Genomic DNA, 19,852 nt, shown 5'->3' with positions numbered 1-19,852 from the left:
AATTGTCCTCCCTTCGTTACGGCAGAGTGAACAGGAACATCTTAGTAAAGACGTACCATACGCCGACGGAGAAAATGACGGAAACCGCGATGTTCGCAATCCAGCCCTTGACGCCGTTGACGAGGAAAAGCATCGCGCCGAGGAACAGCGTCGTACTTATGATGAAGCCGGCGAGCTCAAGGATTGCCGCATATCCGAGGCAGCAGACTATAAGCCCGACGATGAGCACCCAGTAGCCGGGGTCGGCCTTGCTCTTCTTGGGGACGTACCCGCGCTTGATGCCGCGCATGAGAACCATTGCGGAACAGATAAAAGCTATAGCGCCGACTCCGAGAGGGAAATATTTCGGCGCCATCGGATTTCCGATAGCCGCGTCCGGCAGGAGCCACGCCGCAACGATGTAGGCGAAGCTGAACGCCAGAGAAAAGACGCCGACGACTTTATCCGAATTCACATTCCTCACTCCTTTTCTTTTTACAGGACAGGCGGCAGGGATAGGGATATTCTTGCGAACGCTCCGCCTGCCGCCTAATTTTTATGATGCGTGAAGCTCTGTTGCTTTATCGCGTTGAGATTACTGTTACTGCTGCTTGAGGAAGCCGATCTCGGCTAGGATGGACTTGTACTCTTCGTTGGTCTTTTCGAGGAAAGCCGTGAACTCGTCCGGGCCCATGTAGACGGGGTCCCATCCGTTTCTCGCGCAGAGGTCGAGCCATTCCTTGCTCTCGGACATCTTCTTCAGGGCGTCGGCCATAATGTCGCGCGCTTCGTTGCCCATCTGCTGTGCGCCGAAAAGTCCGCGCCAGTTGATGAAGACCGTGTCGATGCCGGATTCCTTGAGCGTCGGGACGGCGCTGAGCGGGCCGGTCTTTACGCGCTCGGGAGCGGTGATGGCGAGGACCTTAATGTCGCCGGACTCAAGAGCTCCGACCGTCTCGGCCATACCGGTCGAGAAGAGGTCGATGTGTCCGCCCATGAGGTTCGCAAGCCCGCCTTCCTGGAGTGAGATGAACGGGATTTCTTTAAGGTTCGTGATTCCGGCCGCGCGCATCGCCTGGAGGAACTGCACGTGGTCCATGCTTCCAGCGGAGCTCGTTCCGCCGACCTTGACGCTCTTCGGGTCCTTCTTTATCGCTTCCACAACGTCGTTGATGGTGTTGTAGGGCGAGTTCTTCGGAACCGCGAACGCGCCGTAGTCGTCGATCAGACGCGCGATAGGCGTGAGGTTCTTATAGCCGAGCGGTGTCTGTCCCGTGAGGTTGATAAGAAGAAGAGGCGGAGAGAAAACCGTGATGACATAGGGGTCTTTCGCTTTGCGCTGGATATAGGCGAGGCTGACCGCGCCGCCGCCGCCCGGCTTGTTGGTGACGGGCATCGGCTGGGTGATGAGCTGAAGCTCGCCGAGGGTCTTCGCGACGAGACGTATCGTCGTGTCCCATCCGCCGCCCGCGCCGGCTGGGGCGATGAACTCGAACGGCTTCGAAGGATAGCTGTCCGCAGCCGAGGCCGCGAAGGCGAATACCGCGATGAACAATGCCGCTAATGCTGCTACCGCTGAACGTTTCATAAAAAATTCCCCCTTAAATTTTTTGTGTATCCATGTATCCATGTATCCGCGGTAAGTAATATAATATACCTAGCGGACGAAAAGTCAATAAGGCAAATTTTTTACGAACAAATTGCCCATGCGAATATTTTAAATTTTATGTTAGTATTAAAGACAAGCATAAGGAGTTGGGAGTGTAACGGTGTGACGATAACTATAGACGCGGGCCTGAAATTGGCGAAGCGGAGCACGCTTCGCGGAGAGGTCGCAAATCTTCTGCGCAAGCGGATACTTGACGGAGACATACCGAGCGGCGAGCGGCTGATTGAAACCGAGATAGCGGAGCAGCTCGGCGTGAGCCGTATGCCGGTGCGCGAAGCGCTGCGTATGCTCGAGAGCGAGGGGCTCATCAAGTCCGTGCCGCGCAAGGGGCTCATCGTATCGGAATATACGGAAGAGGACATACGCGAGTACTACACGATACGCGAGGCGCTCGAGGTCTGCGCGGTCAAGATCGTCATAGACCGGATAACGCCGGACGAAATCCATGAGCTTGGGTATTACTGCCGCATGGCTGAGGACGCGCGGCTCGCCGGCAACCGCGACGATGTATGCAAATGGACGGCTAAGTTCAACGACAGACTCTACGAGTTCTGCCGAATGCCGCGTCTCAAGGAACAGATCGAGAGCACGCACAAATATCTGCGCACCTTCCGCTTCACCTCGTTCAAGGAGCCGTCGCGCACGGCGCAGGCGCTGCGCGAACACGAGGAGATTCTTCGGCTCATTGCAGCTAAGGACTACGAAGGAGCGGCGCGCGCAACCTCCATACATCTTCGCGATTCTCTGGAAACTTATCTGAAGCTTTGGCGGCTCAGGAAGGCGGAGCCGAAGGAGCAAAACTAGATAGAATAGATGAAGCGGCGCTCGTTCGCAGAGCGCCGCTTCGTTTTTTCTTTATTTTCCAAAGTTTCACGCGAGTTTTAATCCGCCGTTAATTTGCCGCCGCGCAATATTTCCCGCGGATTTCCGCTATTCCCCGCAGATGTTACGCAGTTTGCCTATCGGCTCTATTTCGACCTCGACGAGGTCGCCGGGCTTTATTTCGCCTACGCCCTGCGGTGTGCCGGTGGAGATTACGTCGCCTTCTTCGAGCGTCGCGAAGCGGCTGATGTGCGAGATGAGGCGCGGTATCGGGAATATCATCTGTTCTATCGCGCCGTCCTGGACGACTCTGCCGTTGAGGCGCGTCACGACGCGCGTGGATGCGGGCAGCTCTTTCGTGAGCAGCACGGCGGGGCCGAGCGGCGCGAAGGTGTCGAAGCTCTTCGCGCGCGTCCACTGCCCGTCCTTGTTTTGCAGCGCGCGCGCCGTCACGTCGTTCATTATCGTATATCCGAGGATATGTTCGCAGACGTTTTCCTCGGGGATGTTTTTCCCGCCTTTGCCGATGACTACGGCCAGCTCGCCTTCGTAATGTATCGGGCCGGCCCATTCCGGGATGCGGATGAAATCGTTCGCTCCCGTGACTGCCGAAGTCGCTTTGAGGAATATCAGCGGCTCCTCCGGGATATCGTGGTCGAGCTCTTTCACGTGGCCGACGTAGTTGCGTCCGACGCACCAGATTTTTTTAGGCGCGAAGGGCGGCAGGAATTTGACGCGCTCGACGGGGTAGCTGAGCCGTATCTGCGACGTGATGCCGGCGAAGGGGTCGCCCTCGACTATATCGACCGACGCGCCGCGTATCTGTCCGCTGTAGGCGCGCCCGTCGACCATGAAACGGCAGTAGAGCGTCGGTGTGTCTTTCTTCATCGCGGTGCGCCTTTACTTGCCTTCTCTTTTTTCGAGCGCCGCAGCTATGCGTTCGAGCCCTTCTTTAAGCTGCGCGCGCGTCGTGCCTATGTTGATGCGGGCGAAGCCGTCTCCCGCAGCGCCGAACCATTTTCCGGGGTCGAGCGCTACTTTCGCCTCTTTGACTAGGAACTCGGTCAGCGTTTCGTTGTTGAAGCCGTAGCCGCGGAAGTCTATCCAGAATATGTAGGTTCCTTCGGGGTGGTCCATGTGCGCCTTCGGCATACGCTCTTTTACGAACTGCTCGGTGAAGTCGCGGTTGGCCTCAAGGTATTCCATGAGCTGGCGGTGCCATTCGCCGCATTTGCCGTAGGCCGCCTCCATAGCCGCTATGCCCAAGATGTTCAGCGAATTGAGGTGGAAGCGTTCGAGCACCGAGACGTATATGCCGCGGAGCCGCTCGTCCGGGATTATGGCGACGGAGGATTTCAGCCCCGCGATGTTGAAGGTCTTGCTGGGCGCTATGAAGGTCAGCACGTGCTTGTCCATGCCGGGCAGAGAGCCGAGACAGGTGTGCTTCGCGTCGCTGTAGACGAGGTCCTGATGGATTTCGTCGGCTATGACTATCATGTCCTTGCGGCGCACGATGTCGGCGAGCGCCTCGAGCTCCTCGCGGCTCCATACGCGCGAGACGGGGTTGTGCGGGCTGCACAGGATGAGCGTGCGGCAGGTCGGCGTGACGAGGCTCTCGAGCTCCTCGAGGTTCATCTCGTAGCGGCCGTTTCTGTAGACGAGCGGATTTTCGACGATGATGCGTCCGGCCTCGCGCACCGTCCTATAGAAGGGCATGTAGACCGGCGTCTGGATGATTATCTGGTCGCCCGGCTTCGTCAGCCCCATCGTAGCGAAGGAGAGCCCAGCGACGACGCCGCAGGCCCAGCTTACCGCCTCGCGGCCGAACTCCCAGCCGTAGTGGTCGCGCTCCCACGCGCGCACCGCGTCGCGCAGCGAATCGGGGATGAGCGGATAGCCGAGCGCGCCCTCGTCGAGCTTCGCGCGTATCGCGTCGAGAATTTCGGGCGCGGCGGGGAAGTCCATGTCGGCGACCCACATTGCGAGAAGGTCGTTCGTGCCGAAGTCCTCGGTCATTCCGTCCCACTTCTCGCACTCCGTCCCGCGGCGTTCCATATATTTGTCAAAATCGTATTGCATCCAAAAGCCCTCCGTTTCATGGCCGCAGCCGTAATTTATTCATTTTATATTTTCTACTTTCGCGACTTCCCGCGCAAGTATAAAATAGTTGTGGAACGCTAAAGAATATGCAGACGAACAACCCTGAATGGAGGAATTTTTTTGAAAACAGATATAAAGAAGAAAGAACTGGAGCTCGGGCGCGGCTCGTCGCTGCCGGAGCGCGCCGCGATGCCCGCGGAATACAAATGGAAGCTCGAGGACATTTACGCGACGGCGGAGGAGTGGGAAAAATCCTTCGCCGCGATAAAGGCGCGCCTGCCGGAGCTCGCGGCCTACAAAGGCGCTCTCTCGCAGTCGCCGGAGAAAATGCTGGAATTTTTCAAACTGCGCGACGGTCTCTCGATAGAGCTGGGAAAGCTCTACGTCTATGCGAATATGAAAAGCCACGAGGACACCGGCGACTCGAAGCGCCAGGGGCCCGCGAACCGCGTCTCCGCGCTCGCCGTTGAATTTTCCGCCGCGGCGAGCTACGTCACGCCGGAGATACTCGCGATGCCAGAAGAAAAATTGAAAGAGTTCATAGCGTCGCCGTGCCTCGCAGAATACGCGTTCCCGCTGCGCGAGCTGCTGCGCCAGAAAGCGCACGTGCTGACCGAATCCGAAGAGCTTATCCTCGCGCGCTCCGGCGATATGGCGCAGACAGCCGACAACGCCTTCTCCATGCTCACCAACGCCGACATGGAATTCCCGCCGGTACGCGACGAAAAGGGCGAAAAAGTCGAAATGTCCGAAGAACGCGCCGTAGCCTACCTGCGCTCGCCGAAACGCTCCGTGCGCAAGGCCGCCTTCGCCTCGCTCTACGAGCCGTACGGCAAAATGAAAAACACAATCGGCGCGACCTTCGACGGAATGCTCAAAGCCGCGAAATTCTACGCCGAATGCCGCCGCTACGGCTCGCCGCTCGACGAGGCGCTCGACTCCGACAACATCCCCGTCTCCGTCTACGACAGCCTTGTCTCCACAATCGAAGACAACCTCGCTCCGATGTACCGCTACATGAAGCTTCGCCGCAAGATGCTCGGCGTCCGCGAGCTCCACATGTACGACCTCTACGTCCCGCTCGTCGAAGACCCATACAAAGAAATAGCGTGGAGCGACGCGAAGCGCATGATGTACCGCTACCTCGCGCCGCTCGGCGGGCAGTACCTCGAACAGATAAAAGCCGGCGTCGAGGGCGGCTGGGCCGACGTATTCCCCAACAAAGGCAAACGCAGCGGCGCATACTCGTGGGGCACATACGGCACGCATCCGTACATCTTCATGAACTACACGAACAACCTCAACGACGTCATGACGCTCGTCCACGAAATGGGCCACTCCATGCACAGCTGGTACTCGCGCAGAAACCAGCCCTACGCGACAGCAGACTACTGCATCTTCACAGCCGAGGTGGCATCGACGACGAACGAAGTGCTCTTCCTCTCCGGCCTGCTGTCAGAGACCGGCGACAGGAAAAAGCGCCTCTACCTGCTCAACCGCCGTCTCGAAAACATCCGTACCACAGTCTACCGTCAGACGATGTTCGCGTCGTTCGAGCGCGAAGTCCACAAACGCGCCGCCGAAGGCGGAGACACTACCCCCGACGGCCTCAAACAGCTCTGGTACGAGCTCAACAGAAAATACTACGGCGAAGCAATAACGATAGACGAGCCGCTCAAAATGGAATGGGCGCGCATCCCGCACTTCTACACGCCCTTCTACGTCTACCAGTACGCGACGGGATACTCCGCCGCCACCGCGCTCGCTTCCGCGATACTCGAACAGGGCGAGCCCGCGACGCGCCGCTACCTGAACTTCCTCACCAAAGGCGGCTCGGACTACCCGATCGAGCTGCTCAAAGGCGCGGGCGTAGACATGAGCACCCCGCAGCCCGTCGAAGCCGTCGTCAGGCAGTTCGAAAAAACGCTCGACGAAATGGAAGAGCTGGCAAAATAGCCGAAGCCCCCGGATTTAACAGAACGCGCAGCAGCCGCCCTCCGAGACGAACCGGAGGGCGGCTGTTTGCGTATCTGTGCAGTATGCAAAATCGTATGGGCGTTTCTTAACTCTTGTGCGCTTCCGGCGCGCCGCCCTTCGTCAAATCCGACAGCTTCTTCAAATCGCGCGCGTAAGCCAGAACCTTGATTTTCTCCTCGACCGGCAGCTCCGTCACTATAGAAAAAATCTCCTTCGTGATGCCGCTCAGCTCTGCGAGCGCCGCGGGCGAATCCATGTACGCGATAAACGGGCACTGTACGAAAAGGTCCTTCTTCTGCTCCGCGTCCGGCCCGTCGTCCATCAGCGCGACCAGCGGCACGCCGAGGACGGCGGCGATTTTTTCGAGAGTTTTCATAGACGGCCTTTTCTTGCCGTTTTCTATCTCAGATATGTAACTCGTGGAAAGGTCTACAGCCTCGGCGAGGCGTTCCTGCGAGTACCCGCTATTTATCCTGTATTTCTGAATTTTCCACATAAGGTATTCGCCCCCTCCTTTTAGATTCTTTATAAAAATATGTGAAAGGGCTATTAACCTATTGTAAAAATAGTTTTCGATATACAGCGAATAACGATAAACAAATATTGACTTTACGTCGATATATTTCTACAATAAATCGAAAGTAGATTCGCTATAAGCGAAGAAAAAGCAATATCAGGCTCCACCTATTGCGAAGCAAAGGGGGCGGAACGTCTCAGAACATCACGGCAAATTCCGCGCAGGGTATCTTTCAAGGCAGAGGCAGAACAGAGAGGAACTTCGAAAGGAGAGGCACAAATTGAAGAGAAAAGGCATTATCATGCTCGCCGCCGCGCTGTGCACAGCGCTGTTCGCATCGGCGGCAATGGCGGTGGATGTGGCAACGCCACAGGAATTGACGGAAGCGCTTGCCGGAAACGAAGACATCAATGTTACTTCGGATATGTCCGGTAACATCATGTTCATCATCACGAAAGACACCAATATTAACCTCGGCGGCTATACGATAACACGCAACCATGATACTAGCTCAAGTGAAGCAACGCCTGTTTTCTATATTACTAATGGTAAATTAACGTTATCAAACGGGACTATAAAATCAGCCAATAATGACGGTATTGCAGAAGGCGCACGCGTTCAGCCGTCGGATGCAGGAGCGGATGCTGCAATTGAACTTAACAGCGTAAACATCGATTCGAGTGATAATGCGTTGTCAATCTATGCAGACACATCTGGCGGAAATCTAAATGATAAGCCAACGTATAAAGCATCTGCTGTAGTCAATGGCAACTCTTTGCTTTATGGTAAGGGCGTCGGAGCTTTTGTAATAGGCAAACAGGCATCCTTGACTCTCAACGATGGCGAAATCAAAAGCGATGCTTTTGCAATTAGCGGAAATGGCAGACGCGACAGTGTTAACAATGGCGGCACACTTATAACAATAAACGGCGGCAAGGTTGTCTCTGAACAAACTTGTGCGATATATCAACCTCAAGCTGGAACTATAAATATCACTGGCGGAACCGTAACTGGTTACGATGGAATACAGATGAAAGCTGGTACGCTCAATATGAGCGGCGGTACGCTTGAAGGCACTGGCGCGTTTGATGATTCTTATACTTATCCTGTTGGACAAAACGATGGCTCTATGAACACTGGTGCGGCACTTTCCATTTTATCGCACGGTAGCGTTGGAGATACCGGCTACGCCGGAGAAATGTCTGTTAATATTTCTGGAGATGCAACACTTGTAAGTAAATTCGGATATGCTATTGCCGAAGCTAACATGAATGTTGCAGGTACAGAAAATAAATTCAGTGCCCTCAATATAACTGGAGGAACATTTACTGGCGCTGAAGGAAAAAGTGCGGTTGCTATGACTAACGCCAGCGACGAGAACACGACAATTACCGCGGGTACGTTCAGCACAGATTTAGCTACCTGCGAAGGGCTTACTGGGTTAACCAACCTCCCGCAGACGGCTAAGGACGAAAACGGCAATTACTATGTTGTAGTCAATGCCGAGAGCATTGCATTTGAAACCAACGCCATCGAACTTGCCATGAACGAGACATTTACGCTTCGTGTCATTTTTACGCCCGACAACACCACTGAAAAGGCGCTGACGTGGTCGAGCTCGGACGAAAAAGTTGCTACGGTTGACACTGACGGGAAAATTACGCCTGTCGCGCCGGGGACGGCGATAATCACCGCAGCTTTAGCAGACGATGACAGTGTTTATGCCACCTGCACCGTAACTGTAACTGAGGAAGAAGTGCCGCCGACGCCTCCTGTTACATCCGACGACGTGAAGCCTCAGCCGTCCGGCTCGGGCGGCGGCGGTTGCTCGGCGGGCTTCGGCGCGCTTGCGCTGCTTGCGGCTCTTCCGCTTCTTCGCATGAGAAAGAAATAGTGCTCTTCGGAAGCATCCGAATAAGCACCGCTTCCCCAATGGGCCGCGCTTCACGCGCGGCCTTTTTGCATCTGAAAATATCGTTTTTTGCAATATTTTCTTCCCCTGCACTGACTGCAAGTAATATTCGTCTTTTTGTCATGAGACGAAATTTTTACATATCCCAAAAATGGCATTGCTTGCTGCACAAATCGGCATATCTTTGCCGGTTGACTTGTCTTTGCTCAAGTGTTATAAGGTAAATTATAAAACCGCCCGATATTTAGGCTTCGGGTTAAGAGGTGAATTTTTATGGTTACGTTTTTTATCGCGCTTGCGGCTCTGATTTTGGGGTTCGCCGTTTACGCGAAGGTTGTTGAGCGGCTTCTGCCGCCGGACGAACGGAAGACGCCGGCGATCGACCATCCGGACGGCGTGGACTATATTCCGCTACCGCTGTGGAAGTCGTTTCTTATCCAGCTGCTTAACATCGCCGGGCTCGGGCCTATCTTCGGCGCGCTGTCCGGCGCTCTGTGGGGGCCGGTGGTCTATTTCTGGATAGTGCTCGGGACTATCTTCGCTGGCGGCGTGCACGACTATTTCTCGGGCATGCTGTCGGAGCGGCACAACGGGAGCAGCATTTCGGAGATCGTCGGCGTTTATCTCGGTCCGGTGATGCAGACCGTGATGCGCGTATTTTCCGTAGTCCTGCTCGTTTTCGTCGGAGCGACGTTCTCTATCGGTCCTGCCGGGCTTCTCGCGCTGCTTACGCCTGAGGTGCTCGACATGCATTTCTGGCTCGTGGTCATTCTCGTCTACTATTTCCTCGCGACGCTTCTGCCTATCGATAAAATCATCGGGCGGCTCTATCCGCTTTTCGGCGCGGCGCTGATTATCATGTGCCTTGGCGTCGGCGGCGGTATGGTGGCGCAGGGCTACGAGATGCCGGAGATGTGGCACAGCTTCGGGAATCTGCATCCGCAGGGGCTGCCTATCTGGCCGCTGATGTTCATCACGGTCGCCTGCGGAGCCATCTCGGGCTTCCACGCGACGCAGTCGCCGATGATGGCGCGCTGCATTCGGAACGAGTACGAAGGGCGCAAGGTCTTTTACGGCGCGATGGTTGCGGAGGGCGTTATCGCGCTTATCTGGGCCGCGGCGGGCGTGACGGTCTATAACGGCACGGGCGGGCTGTGGGAGGCGACGACGCGCCTCGCGGGGCAGTCGGCGCTCGTCTACGACATCTGCCACACGCTGCTCGGTCCTGTCGGCGCGGTGCTCGCGATGCTCGGCGTCATCGTCTGCCCGATTACGTCGGGGGACACGGCCTTCCGCTCGGCGCGTCTGACGCTCGCGGACTGGTTCGGCGTGGACCAGAAGCCGCACTCGAAGCGGCTTATGCTCTCGCTTCCGCTGCTGCTCTGCGGCGGCGCGCTTTCGCTGATAAATTTCCAGATTATCTGGCGCTATTTCTCGTGGTCGAATCAGACGCTCGCGATGATTACGCTTTGGACGGCGGCGGCCTTCCTCGCGCGCGTGCGTCATAATTTCTGGCCCGTCGCAATCCCCGCGGTCTTTATGTCCGCGGTGTGCAGCACGTACATCCTGGTCGCGCCCGAGGGCTTCGGCCCGATGATTTCGCGCGCGGTCGCGGGCACGGTGCTCTCCGGCGCGCAGGCCGTCGAGGCCGCGGCGTCGGTCGCATATCCGCTCGGCATAATTTTCGCCGCGGCGTGCTTCGCGCTCTTCTGGCTGAAATGCGTGAAGCCCTATCAGGATAAGAAGCTCGGGTAAAGCGGGGGGAATTCCCGTAAAGCAAAGCTGCCGCCCGCGTGTTGCGACGCGGGCGGCGGCTTTTTGTATGCGGCTAAAGCTCGTCGAATATCTTACAGCCTAGCTTTGCGAAGTGCTTTTTATTGAACGTCGCGACGCTTTCGGCTCCGTGGGCCGCGGCGCTCGCCGCTATGTACGAGTCGGCGAAGTCCGAGTTCGTCTCGCGCGCGAGCGCGACGGCGGCGAGCACGAGCTGCCCGTCTGTCACGGTCATGTTCGGGAAGGCCAGCACGGCCTCGATTATGTCGAGGATTTCGCCGCGCGCGACTTTATAGCGGTAGCCGAGCGTCCACGCGAGCTCGAAGAATACGGGCGGCCCGGTTACGAGGCGGGTCTTCCCCTCGCGCGCCGCCGTGAAGAGCCGTTCCGCGGCCTCGGCCTGCGCTTCGTCGTCCCACGCGAAGAATCTTATGAAGACGTTCGCGTCTACGAAAACGCTCATCGCTCTTCGCCCATGACGTGCGCCGCGAGCGCTTCTGCGAAGCTTTCCTCCGGAGCGCGCCCCTTGAGGAAGCCGCGGTAGTCTTCGAGGCTTTTCTTGGGCTTGAATATCGCGATGCCGTCCTCCGTCTTTATGAAAAACACCCTGTCGCCGGGCTTTATCTCGAGCTCGTCCCGGAACGCCTTTGGAATCGTCACCTGTCCCTTCGGCGATACAGTCGCGACCTCCGTCATGATTTTTCCTCCTTATCATAAAAGTATTACTTTTATAAAATTCCTACTTCTGCGTTAAGTATGGCGTAAATCACGGCGGAGGTCAACTGGTGCGGCGGTTTTTGCCGCCGCTAGAATTTCGGCGGGCGTTTTTCGAAGAAGGCGGTTATTCCTTCTTTGCATTCTTCGCCTAGTATCAGGCGGGACTGGATGGATTCTTCGCGGCGGAGCGTTGCTTCGAAGATGTCCGCTTCGTTGACGAATTTTTTTATTTCGGCGAGCGCGAGCGGCGGCATGGCGGCGAGGCGCGCGGCGAGCTTTGCGGTTTTTTCGCGCAGCTCTGAGTCTTCTGCGACGAGCGTCGTCAGGCCGAGCTTTTCCGCGTCGTCGGCGGTCAGCTTCTCGGGCAGCATCATGAGGCGCTTCGCCTCGCGCGGGCCTGCGAGGCGCGGGAGCAGGAAGTTGCCGCCGCAGTCAGCGATGAGGCCGATGGAGCTGAAGGCCTGCGTGAATTTTGCATTTTTCGAGGCGCAGAGGAAGTCGCAGGCGAGCGCTATGTTGAAGCCCGCGCCGGCGGCGGCGCCGTTCACCATAGCTATGTAGGGCTTCGCGGAGCGCACTATGGCGAGCGCGACGCGGCTCGCCGTTTTCACATATTCCTCGGCTTCGTCGCGGCTTTTCAGCGCGGCGAGCGTCGGCAGGTCGCCGCCCGCGCAGAAGGCGCGCCCCGAGCCGGTCAGCACGACGGCGCGGATTTCCGCGTCGCGCTCGCATTCTGCGAAGGCTTCGACGAGCTCGGCGCAGAGCTCCGCGGTCAGCGAGTTCATGGCCTCCGGCCTGTTCATCGCAACCCATGCGGTCCGTTCATTCTTTTCTAGCGACACGTATTTCATTGAGAGACCTCCCGGAGTGTTCTTCACGGCGGCAATTCTAGCACAGCGCGCCGTAGCGGAAAATATTGACGGTGCGGCGGCGTAGGCATTACCATTGCAGATGAATTTTGCTTTGGAGGATTGTCATGATCTACGACTATAAGAACGGAATTTACGGGATAGACGCGCATTACGACGGAGGCGAGGGCGCCGTTATGGTCTACCTGCTGAAGAGCGGGGACGAGGCCGCGCTTGTCGAGACGGCGCACAACGGCTCCGTGCCGCACGTGCTTGCGGCGATGGCAGAGCTCGGCGTCCCGCGCGAGAGCGTGAAGTACGTCTGCGTGACGCACGTCCATCTCGACCACGCGGGCGGCGCGGGCTCGTATATGCGCGAGTTCCCGAACGCGCGCCTCGTCGTGCATCCGCGCGGCGCGCGCCACATGATAGACCCGGCGAAGCTCGTCGAGGGGGTCAGGGAGGTCTACGGGCCGGAGGCGACGGCGCGCCTCTACGGCGAAATCATCCCCGTGCCCGCGGAGCGCGTGCTCGCGCCGCAGGACGGAGAGACGCTCGAAATCGGCGATATGCGCCTTGAGTGCATCGACGCGCCGGGCCACGCGAAGCACCACATGATGTTCTTCGAGCGCGCTACGAGCTCGCTCTTCTCGGGCGACGCCTTCGGCATTTCCTACAAGTGCATGGAGACCGATCCGCACAGGCGCTGGGTCATCGTCACCGCCTCGCCGGTGCAGTTCGACCCCGAGGCTATGAAGGCGACGATAGACCATATCGTAGCGCTCGCGCCCGAGACCGTCTATCTGACGCACTTCGGCTGCCTGACGAACGTCGGTGAGGCCGCGGCGAGCCTCAAAGCGGGCGTAGACAAATATGTCGAGATAGCGCTCGCCTCGCGCGGGGAGCGTGAAGAGCTGAGCCGCCGCCTGAAGGAGCTTTACAGCGCCAACATCACGGCGCACGGACTGGATTCGCGCCGCGCCGAGATTGAGCGCGCGAACGGCTGGGATTTGGAGCTGAACATACAGGGGCTCGCCTGCTGGTACGCGCACGGCCGCGGCAAATAGCTTGCGCCGCCGCACGCGGCGCGGAGGAGGTCGGAAAATCTTGAAGAAGCTGAAAATTTTCGCGCTCGCGCTGATACTGCTCGCCGGGGCCGCCCAGATGTCCGAGGCGGCGCTCTCGCACGAGCAGGCGCGGCGCGTGTGGAACAGGGTCGCCGTGCCGACCGGGCTGACGGAGCTGCCTTTCTCCATACAGAACGAGGAGGTCCCCAACGCCTGGGTCACGAACGGCGAATCGGTGACTGTGACGACGGGGCTGCTGAACCTGCTCGACACCGAGGCGGAGCTCTACGCCGTATTCGCGCACGAGGCGGGCCACGTGAAGCTCAACCACCACCAGAGCGGCGCGAACCGCGCGGCGGGGCTGTCGCTCGCCTCCGCGATACTCGGAAACATCCTCGGCGACGGCCTCGCGGGAGTCGCGGTCAACATCGGCGCGAACCTCGTAAATTCCGGCTGGAGCCGCGAGCAGGAGATAGCGGCGGACGACTATTCCGTCGAGCTCGCCTACTCGCAGGGCGAGGACCCCGTCGGCATGTACAGCGCCATCAAAAAGCTCTCGTCGGTGAGCAAGACGCAGCCGAGCGGCTTCAACTCCCACCCGCCCGACGACCGCCGTATGCTCCACATCAGAAACAAAATCCTTGCGCTCGACCCTAACGCGAAGTTCCCGGACTAAAATGGCGCACTTCGACACGATTTTATGGGACGTGGACGGCACGCTGCTCGACTTCGGCGCGGCGGAGGAGGCGGCGATGCGGGCGCTCTTCGCCGACTTCGGCCTCGGCCTATGCACGGACGCGATGCTTGCGAGATACTCCGAAATTAACAGAAATTACTGGCGCGCGCTCGAACGCGGCGAGCTGACGAAGGCCGAGATACTCACGCGCCGCTTCGAGGACTTCTTCGCCGCCGAGGGGATTTCCGGCCCTCCGCCCGCGGAGTTCAACGCGGCCTACCAGACGCGCCTCGGCGACACGATAGCCTACCGCGACGGCAGCGACGGGCTCGTCGCCTCGCTGCGCGGCGAGTTCCGCCAGTACGCAGTCTCGAACGGCACCGTCGCGGCGCAGACGCGCAAGCTCGCGCGCTCCGGCTTCGACAAATTGATGGACGGGATATTCCTCTCGGAGCAAATCGGATACGAAAAGCCCGCGGCGGAATTCTTCGACGCGGTCTTCCGCGAGATCGGCGAGGACAAACGCGGAAGCTCGATAATCGTCGGCGACTCTCTGACGAGCGACATCGAGGGGGGAAACCGCGCGGGAATCGCAAGCTGCTGGTACAACCCCGGCGGCGCGGAAAACGCGACGGGCGCGAAGCCCGACTGCGAAATACGCGACCTCCGCGAAATTTTGGAAATACTGCGCGGGAAATAGCCCGCAGGCGAAGAGCCGCCGCTTTTGAAGCGCGCGGCTTTTCCGTTATAATAGAACCGCGGCATACGAACGTGCAGGGAGGTATTGGATTGAAGAAAATTTTGCTGGCTGTCGTACTGGTGCTGACGCTCTGCGGCGCGGCCACGGCCTTCGCGAAGAGGGGCTACATCCCCGAGGGCGAGCCGCTCATATACAGAGGGCTGCGCGTAACGGAGGAGGGCGTGAGCGTGACCATCCTCAACCGAGGCGACAAGGATATCGTATTCAACGCGGCGCTCGCCTTCGTAGACGGGCGGCGGCGCGAGCTCGGCGACGTCTACATCGCAAAGACGGAGATAGAGGCGGGCGGCTCCGCGTCGTTCAAGGACCTTTACCTGAAGGGCGACTACAAGGAGTGCCGCCGCGCGGAGTCGCTGCGCTGGACTATTTACGAGCTCGAAGAGCTGTAGCGCCCGATTTCCGGAAAACCGCAAAAAATAAGCAAACGCCGGATACGCTCCGGCGTTTGTTTTTTCTCCGCCGCCCCGCGTTCTGGACAGAACGCCCCCATTTCCGTGACTGTTACAGACTGACAAAAAATTGAAATTTCCCAATTGACAAAAAAAGCCTTTAGTATTATTCTCAGCATCTAACCAAGATTTGGCAGCCGAGAAAGCCGCGAAACGCGGCCATACACTGCATAGGCTGCCCGCGAAGGAGGTTAGAGGGATGAAGACCCTTGCAGTGATACCCGCACGATACGCCAGCACGCGGCTTCCGGGCAAGCCGTTGATCGAGATTGCCGGAATCCCTCTCGTAGTCCGCATACTGGAAAACGTTTCCAAATGTTCCAACGTAGACAGAGTTATAGTCGCGACCGACGACGAACGCATAGCGGAGCTCGTCTCACGTCACGGCGGCGAGGCCGTCATGACGCCGCCCGAGCTGCCCAGCGGCGGCGACCGCGTCGCATACGTCGCGCGGCGCGTGCCCTCCGACTACGTGCTGAACGTCCAGGTGGACGACCCCCTCGTGGGAGCGGACATGATAGACCCGCTCGTCGCGGCGCTCGACGCCGACCCGTCCGTGATGCTCGCGCTGCTCGTGAAGCGCATCGAGCGCATGGAGGAGGTCGAGGACACGAGCGTCGTCAAAGCCGTCTTCGACGCGCGCGGACGCGCGCTCTACTTCAGCCGCTCGCCGATTCCCTATCCGCGCAACGCTGGCGGCGTCTGGCACAAGCACATCGGCCCCTACGGCTGGCGCAGGGATTTCCTGCTCGATTTCGCAGAGTCGGCGCAGACTCCGCTCGAAAAGACGGAGAGCCTCGAGATGCTGCGCGTCCTCGAACGCGGCTGCGCGATACGCTGCGTCGAGGCCCTGCGCGACACTATTGAAATAGACACCCCAGACGACCTCGTAAAGATAGCGAAATACTTCGCCGCTCCGTGATGTAATTTCCGCCGCGCTCTGTAAACGGTGAGAAGGACGCATAACACAGCGCCCGCTGTTGGCTTATTGCCTTTTTTCGGAAATTACGCTAAGGAGACATATATGATGAACGCACCTAAAACAATCGAAGAATTTACAAATCTCAAACCGTGGTGGAAAACTCCCGTGAGCACGCGCGTCGTGCTCTCCGACGACGGCGTCGCAGACCTCCTGCGCATGCTCGAGGACGAGGGGCGTCGGCCCTTCTTCGTCGCCGACAAGGCGCTCGAGGGACAGCGCGAGTTCGCGCGCATATTCGCGGAAAAGAACCTCTTCGCCTTCGACGCGACCTTCTCCGAGCCGCGCACCGGCGACGTGGACGCGCTGCGCGCGCTTATAAAGGCGCTGCCCGAGCAGCCGGACACGCTCGTCGGCATAGGCGGCGGCGCGACGATGGATCTAGCGAAGGCGACGGCGATATGCCTCGCGAACCCCGAGCCGGCGCAGGTCTATCAGGGCTACGGCCTCGACATGGCGAAGGGCGCTGACATCTGGGTGCTGCCGACGCTGACGGGGACCGGCGCGGAAATCACGCCGATAGCGGTGCTGCGCGGCCCGGAGAAGAAGCTCGGCATCAACAACAAATTCACCGAGGCCGCCGTCGCCGTCATAGACCCGTCGCTGACGCGCGGCGCGCCCGCATTCAACAGGTTCTACACCATGATGGACTGCTATTTCCACCACTACGAGATAATGACGAGCAAGACCAGCGCGCCCGAGGGAATAGAGGACGCGACGCTAGGCTTCGCTCTCGCGAAAGAAGTCCTCAGCCGCGACCTGTCGGAATACAATGAAGAAAACGCGGTGAAATCAGCCATAGCTTCGGTGCTCGGCGGCAGCAGCTCCGTATCTGGCCGCGTCGGTGCGGCGCACGCGATCTCATACGGTCTCAGCAACAGCGCGCCGCATCTTCCGCACAGCGTCGCGGTTACGATTTCTATGTGCGCGCTCGAAGATGTCTACCCCGACGGATATGGCGACACCATGAGCTTCCTTGCGACGAACGGACGCAGCAAGCCGAAAGCCGCCGATTACAGGATAGGCGAGCACGACGTGCCGAAGATGGTAAAAACGGCGCTCGGCATGGAAAAACTCTGGCACAGCTGCTTCGGCGACGGCTGGCGCGAAATAGCGACTCCGGAATATATTGAAGGAATCTACAACAAAATCATAAAGGAGCGATAGACGATGGCGGGAACTGAAATTTTCGGAAAAGAAGAGATAATGGCGGCTGCCGACGTGATCGAGCGCAAAATGATACACCGCTACGGCTCGCACGCGGAACGCACGGGCGTCTACCGTGCGGAGGAATTCGAGGCAGCGGCGCGGGAGATAACGGGCTCGAAGTACGCGCTCGCGGTTTCGAGCGGCACGGCGGCGCTGATAACGGCGCTCAAGGGCGTTGGCGTGAAGCCCGGCGACGAGGTGATAACGACGCCCTTCACCTTCATCGCTACGATTGAGGCGATAGTCGCCTGCGACGCCGTCCCCGTGCTCGGCGAGCTCGACGATACGCTCTCGCTCGACGCGGCATCGGCGGAGAAGCTCATCACGCCGCGCACGAAGGCGATAATGCCGGTACACATGTTCGGTGTCGCGGCGGACATGGATAAATTCGTCGCGCTCGGCAAAAAATACAACATCCCGATAATCGAGGACGCCTGCGAAGTCGTGGGCGGCACGTACAAGGGCCGCGCGCTCGGCGGAATCGGAGACTGCGGCGCGTGGAGCTTCGACCCGAACAAAACGCTGACCGTCGGCGAGGCGGGCATGGTATTCACCGACGACCATGACACATGGTTCCGCATGGACTGCTACCACGACCACGGCCACGTCCACAGCAAGGCCCACGACCGCGGCGCGGAGGGCAAATTCGGCTTCGGCGTCAACTACCGCATAAGCGAGCTTCAGGGGGCGCTCGGCGTCGTCGCGCTGAAGAAAATGCCCGAGGCGCTCGCATCGCTGCGCGCGACGAAGAAAAAAATAGTCGAAGCCGGAATCGCCGCGGGCCTCGCGCCGCGCCCGATGCACGACGCGGAAGGCGACACCGCGACGCACGTTATATTCATGCTGCCAACGGCGGAGGCGGCGCGTAAATTTCAGGCTGCGTCCGGCTGCGCCGTCATCGCCGACAACACGTGGCACTACGCGAAACACTGGAAGGCGCTGCATGAAATGGGCGAGCAGGAATACTTCGGCAACCGCACGCCGTCCTACATGCCCGAGACGATGGCGCAGGCGGAATCATACCTATCGCGCGCCGTCATGTTCGGCCTCAACATCAAGATGACGGACGAAGAGATAGAAAAAATGATAAAAGCAGTGGAAGCAGGGGCGAAAGCAGCTCGGTAACGAAATTTTATAAAAAACGCAAAAGCGGCGGCCGCGCGAGAGGCCGCCGCTTTTTTATATCCAATGGAAATGAAACGAATGAAATACCGATGTCCATGCTGCGGCTTTTCCACATTCGATGGGAAACCTAAAAGCGGTTATGCAATCTGCCCCGTCTGTTTCTGGGAAGACGATCCCTCAGCCTATGAAGAACCGGACGAAGCATTCGGCTGCAACGGCGTAAGTTTGGCACAAGCACGCGAAAACTTTCAGAAATTCGGTGCTTGCCGCGAAGAAATGCGCAAATATACGCGCGTTCCGAAAGCGGAGGAGATGTCGAGCAGATAGTTGTTTTTTAGTTTCTTGATAAAAATTACCGGACTCGTAAGTGTAAGTAAAAGCTCTGCATCTACCGATGAAATATTTGCAAGAATTTTACGTTTTTGATTCAAAATATTGCAGAATAATTTGTGCTATGATAATATAAACTTGGAGTCTGGGAGAAATGATAGAAAACATAAACGCGGAACTGACGATTTCAGTTCAAAGACAAAGAACGATAGCCGAGTACCTCGAGCAGAATCAATCTATCTCCGTAAAGCGCGCGGCTGAAATATGCAACGTATCTGAAGCGACAGCCCGCAGGGATATTGACGAGATGGCTAACGCAGGTTTGATCGAGCGCATACACGGCGGCGCGATTCTTCATAGAGGGACAGGATTCGAAGAATATCACGCTGAAAAAATGAAAATAATGATACCAGAAAAAACGAGAATAGCGAAAGAAGCGGCTAAGCTCGTAAAAGAAGGCGACAGCCTGTTCATTGACTCCGGGACCACGACTTTCCTGCTCGCACAGCAGCTCCAAAATATAAAAAAACTTACCGTCATAACAAATAATCTCGATATCGCATATACGACTAAGCTGGACACATCTTCAACGATGATAGTGACAGGCGGCATCCGCAGAGACGGTTTCAGCGTTCTTGTCGGCGATATCGCGGAGGAATTCATAAAGAGGCTTTATGTTGATATTGCCTTTGTTGGCGCCGACGCTGCGAGCGTGGAGCACGGCGTATTCAACAGTAATTTTATGGAGATAGGTATAAAGCAAAGCATGGCGTCAAGCGGCAAAAAAGTCGTCTTGCTCGCAGATCACAGCAAGTTCGGGCAAAAAGCCTTGGCTAAGGTCTGTGACTGGGATAAGTTTGACGCCGTCATCACAGACAGCGGTATAGATGCAGAGACGGCAAAATCCATGAGGACTAAGGTCCGTCAGTTAATATTAGTTTAG

The 19,852-nt window shown here is 57.9% G+C and carries 21 protein-coding genes; 13 read left to right on the top strand and 8 right to left on the bottom strand.

The genetic code is table 11. From position 1 onward, the window contains the following. Window positions 1-16: 16 nt before the first annotated feature. Both ABGT66_RS12470 and ABGT66_RS12465 read right to left on the bottom strand, forming a co-directional pair. On the bottom strand, window positions 17-454 hold the full coding sequence (locus ABGT66_RS12470; protein ID WP_346691047.1) for a tripartite tricarboxylate transporter TctB family protein: 438 nt from the start codon (window positions 452-454) through the stop codon (window positions 17-19). Between the two features lie 126 nt (window positions 455-580). Continuing rightward, entirely contained in the window at window positions 581-1,567 is a 987-nt protein-coding gene (locus ABGT66_RS12465) for a tripartite tricarboxylate transporter substrate binding protein (protein WP_294194297.1), read from the bottom strand. A 183-nt stretch (window positions 1,568-1,750) separates the two neighbouring features. On the opposite strand from ABGT66_RS12465, the gene ABGT66_RS12460 reads away from it, so the two are divergent. After that, window positions 1,751-2,452: a GntR family transcriptional regulator gene (locus ABGT66_RS12460; protein WP_346691046.1), complete on the top strand. Its 702-nt coding sequence runs from the start codon at window positions 1,751-1,753 to the stop codon at window positions 2,450-2,452. A 126-nt stretch (window positions 2,453-2,578) separates the two neighbouring features. Here ABGT66_RS12460 and ABGT66_RS12455 read toward each other — a convergent pair whose 3' ends face one another. Further along, window positions 2,579-3,358 carry a fumarylacetoacetate hydrolase family protein gene (locus tag ABGT66_RS12455; protein WP_346691044.1) on the bottom strand — a complete coding sequence of 260 codons (780 nt, stop codon included), beginning with the start codon at window positions 3,356-3,358 and terminating at the stop codon, window positions 2,579-2,581. A 12-nt stretch (window positions 3,359-3,370) separates the two neighbouring features. Further along, window positions 3,371-4,549 carry a MalY/PatB family protein gene (locus ABGT66_RS12450; RefSeq protein WP_346691042.1) on the bottom strand — a complete coding sequence of 393 codons (1,179 nt, stop codon included), beginning with the start codon at window positions 4,547-4,549 and terminating at the stop codon, window positions 3,371-3,373. 141 nt (window positions 4,550-4,690) lie between these two features. Between ABGT66_RS12450 and pepF the strand changes: the two genes are divergently transcribed. Continuing rightward, window positions 4,691-6,526, top strand: a complete 1,836-nt coding sequence (gene pepF, locus ABGT66_RS12445) for an oligoendopeptidase F (protein WP_346691040.1) — start codon at window positions 4,691-4,693, stop codon at window positions 6,524-6,526. Window positions 6,527-6,632: 106 nt separating this feature from the next. Here the strand turns inward: pepF and ABGT66_RS12440 are convergent, their stop codons facing one another. Beyond that, a complete protein-coding gene (locus ABGT66_RS12440; RefSeq protein WP_346691039.1) occupies window positions 6,633-7,043 on the bottom strand; it encodes a helix-turn-helix transcriptional regulator in 411 nt (136 codons plus the stop codon). A gap of 301 nt (window positions 7,044-7,344) precedes the next feature. Here ABGT66_RS12440 and ABGT66_RS12435 point away from each other — a divergent pair, with 301 nt between their 5' ends. Together ABGT66_RS12435 and ABGT66_RS12430 are read left to right on the top strand one after the other, a co-directional pair. Continuing rightward, window positions 7,345-8,958, top strand: a complete 1,614-nt coding sequence (locus tag ABGT66_RS12435; protein ID WP_346691038.1) for an Ig-like domain-containing protein — start codon at window positions 7,345-7,347, stop codon at window positions 8,956-8,958. Between the two features lie 291 nt (window positions 8,959-9,249). Beyond that, complete coding sequence (locus ABGT66_RS12430; protein ID WP_346691036.1) at window positions 9,250-10,731, top strand: carbon starvation CstA family protein; 1,482 nt, start codon at window positions 9,250-9,252, stop codon at window positions 10,729-10,731. Between the two features lie 73 nt (window positions 10,732-10,804). Here ABGT66_RS12430 and ABGT66_RS12425 read toward each other — a convergent pair whose 3' ends face one another. From ABGT66_RS12425 to ABGT66_RS12415, 3 genes are all read right to left on the bottom strand, one after another. Next, on the bottom strand, window positions 10,805-11,212 hold the full coding sequence (locus tag ABGT66_RS12425) for a PIN domain-containing protein (protein WP_346691034.1): 408 nt from the start codon (window positions 11,210-11,212) through the stop codon (window positions 10,805-10,807). After that, window positions 11,209-11,445, bottom strand: coding sequence for an AbrB/MazE/SpoVT family DNA-binding domain-containing protein (locus ABGT66_RS12420; protein ID WP_300260713.1), 237 nt, complete (start codon window positions 11,443-11,445; stop codon window positions 11,209-11,211). The genes ABGT66_RS12425 and ABGT66_RS12420 overlap by 4 nt, the downstream gene beginning before the upstream one ends. Before the next feature lie 110 nt (window positions 11,446-11,555). Next, a complete protein-coding gene (locus tag ABGT66_RS12415) occupies window positions 11,556-12,317 on the bottom strand; it encodes an enoyl-CoA hydratase-related protein (RefSeq protein WP_346691032.1) in 762 nt (253 codons plus the stop codon). A gap of 107 nt (window positions 12,318-12,424) precedes the next feature. On the opposite strand from ABGT66_RS12415, the gene ABGT66_RS12410 reads away from it, so the two are divergent. The 9 genes from ABGT66_RS12410 (at window position 12,425) to ABGT66_RS12370 (ending at window position 19,852) form a co-directional block, all read left to right on the top strand. Next, entirely contained in the window at window positions 12,425-13,381 is a 957-nt protein-coding gene (locus ABGT66_RS12410) for an MBL fold metallo-hydrolase (protein WP_346691030.1), read from the top strand. A gap of 40 nt (window positions 13,382-13,421) precedes the next feature. After that, complete coding sequence (locus tag ABGT66_RS12405) at window positions 13,422-14,057, top strand: M48 family metalloprotease (protein WP_346691029.1); 636 nt, start codon at window positions 13,422-13,424, stop codon at window positions 14,055-14,057. Between the two features lies 1 nt (window position 14,058). Continuing rightward, window positions 14,059-14,757 (top strand): YjjG family noncanonical pyrimidine nucleotidase, encoded by a 699-nt coding sequence (locus tag ABGT66_RS12400; protein ID WP_346691027.1) that lies wholly within the window; start codon window positions 14,059-14,061, stop codon window positions 14,755-14,757. 89 nt (window positions 14,758-14,846) lie between these two features. Continuing rightward, window positions 14,847-15,206 (top strand): hypothetical protein, encoded by a 360-nt coding sequence (locus ABGT66_RS12395; RefSeq protein ID WP_346691025.1) that lies wholly within the window; start codon window positions 14,847-14,849, stop codon window positions 15,204-15,206. A gap of 259 nt (window positions 15,207-15,465) precedes the next feature. Next, complete coding sequence (kdsB, locus tag ABGT66_RS12390) at window positions 15,466-16,188, top strand: 3-deoxy-manno-octulosonate cytidylyltransferase (protein ID WP_346691024.1); 723 nt, start codon at window positions 15,466-15,468, stop codon at window positions 16,186-16,188. 105 nt (window positions 16,189-16,293) lie between these two features. Next, window positions 16,294-17,412, top strand: coding sequence for an iron-containing alcohol dehydrogenase (locus tag ABGT66_RS12385; RefSeq protein WP_346691022.1), 1,119 nt, complete (start codon window positions 16,294-16,296; stop codon window positions 17,410-17,412). A 3-nt stretch (window positions 17,413-17,415) separates the two neighbouring features. Continuing rightward, window positions 17,416-18,579 carry a DegT/DnrJ/EryC1/StrS family aminotransferase gene (locus ABGT66_RS12380; RefSeq protein ID WP_346691021.1) on the top strand — a complete coding sequence of 388 codons (1,164 nt, stop codon included), beginning with the start codon at window positions 17,416-17,418 and terminating at the stop codon, window positions 18,577-18,579. Between the two features lie 63 nt (window positions 18,580-18,642). Further along, window positions 18,643-18,906, top strand: a complete 264-nt coding sequence (locus ABGT66_RS12375) for a CPCC family cysteine-rich protein (RefSeq protein WP_346691019.1) — start codon at window positions 18,643-18,645, stop codon at window positions 18,904-18,906. 157 nt (window positions 18,907-19,063) lie between these two features. Then, complete coding sequence (locus tag ABGT66_RS12370) at window positions 19,064-19,852, top strand: DeoR/GlpR family DNA-binding transcription regulator (protein ID WP_346691017.1); 789 nt, start codon at window positions 19,064-19,066, stop codon at window positions 19,850-19,852.

It is taken from the genome of uncultured Cloacibacillus sp., assembly GCF_963926575.1.
GTDB lineage: Bacteria > Synergistota > Synergistia > Synergistales > Synergistaceae > Caccocola > Caccocola faecigallinarum.
This window is presented reverse-complemented; position numbering and strand designations above follow the sequence as displayed.

What these genes read in the sequence shown, in the direction of transcription:
- kdsB (WP_346691024.1), top strand. Translation starts at nt 15,466, where the DNA reads ATGAAGACCCTTGCAGTGATACCCGCACGATACGCCAGCACGCGGCTT.
- ABGT66_RS12450 (WP_346691042.1), bottom strand. Translation starts at nt 4,549, where the DNA reads ATGCAATACGATTTTGACAAATATATGGAACGCCGCGGGACGGAGTGC.
- ABGT66_RS12385 (WP_346691022.1), top strand. Translation starts at nt 16,294, where the DNA reads ATGAACGCACCTAAAACAATCGAAGAATTTACAAATCTCAAACCGTGG.
- ABGT66_RS12420 (WP_300260713.1), bottom strand. Translation starts at nt 11,445, where the DNA reads ATGACGGAGGTCGCGACTGTATCGCCGAAGGGACAGGTGACGATTCCA.
- ABGT66_RS12380 (WP_346691021.1), top strand. Translation starts at nt 17,416, where the DNA reads ATGGCGGGAACTGAAATTTTCGGAAAAGAAGAGATAATGGCGGCTGCC.
- ABGT66_RS12425 (WP_346691034.1), bottom strand. Translation starts at nt 11,212, where the DNA reads ATGAGCGTTTTCGTAGACGCGAACGTCTTCATAAGATTCTTCGCGTGG.
- ABGT66_RS12370 (WP_346691017.1), top strand. Translation starts at nt 19,064, where the DNA reads ATGATAGAAAACATAAACGCGGAACTGACGATTTCAGTTCAAAGACAA.
- ABGT66_RS12415 (WP_346691032.1), bottom strand. Translation starts at nt 12,317, where the DNA reads ATGAAATACGTGTCGCTAGAAAAGAATGAACGGACCGCATGGGTTGCG.
- ABGT66_RS12440 (WP_346691039.1), bottom strand. Translation starts at nt 7,043, where the DNA reads ATGTGGAAAATTCAGAAATACAGGATAAATAGCGGGTACTCGCAGGAA.
- ABGT66_RS12465 (WP_294194297.1), bottom strand. Translation starts at nt 1,567, where the DNA reads ATGAAACGTTCAGCGGTAGCAGCATTAGCGGCATTGTTCATCGCGGTA.
- ABGT66_RS12375 (WP_346691019.1), top strand. Translation starts at nt 18,643, where the DNA reads ATGGAAATGAAACGAATGAAATACCGATGTCCATGCTGCGGCTTTTCC.
- ABGT66_RS12400 (WP_346691027.1), top strand. Translation starts at nt 14,059, where the DNA reads ATGGCGCACTTCGACACGATTTTATGGGACGTGGACGGCACGCTGCTC.
- ABGT66_RS12455 (WP_346691044.1), bottom strand. Translation starts at nt 3,358, where the DNA reads ATGAAGAAAGACACACCGACGCTCTACTGCCGTTTCATGGTCGACGGG.
- ABGT66_RS12430 (WP_346691036.1), top strand. Translation starts at nt 9,250, where the DNA reads ATGGTTACGTTTTTTATCGCGCTTGCGGCTCTGATTTTGGGGTTCGCC.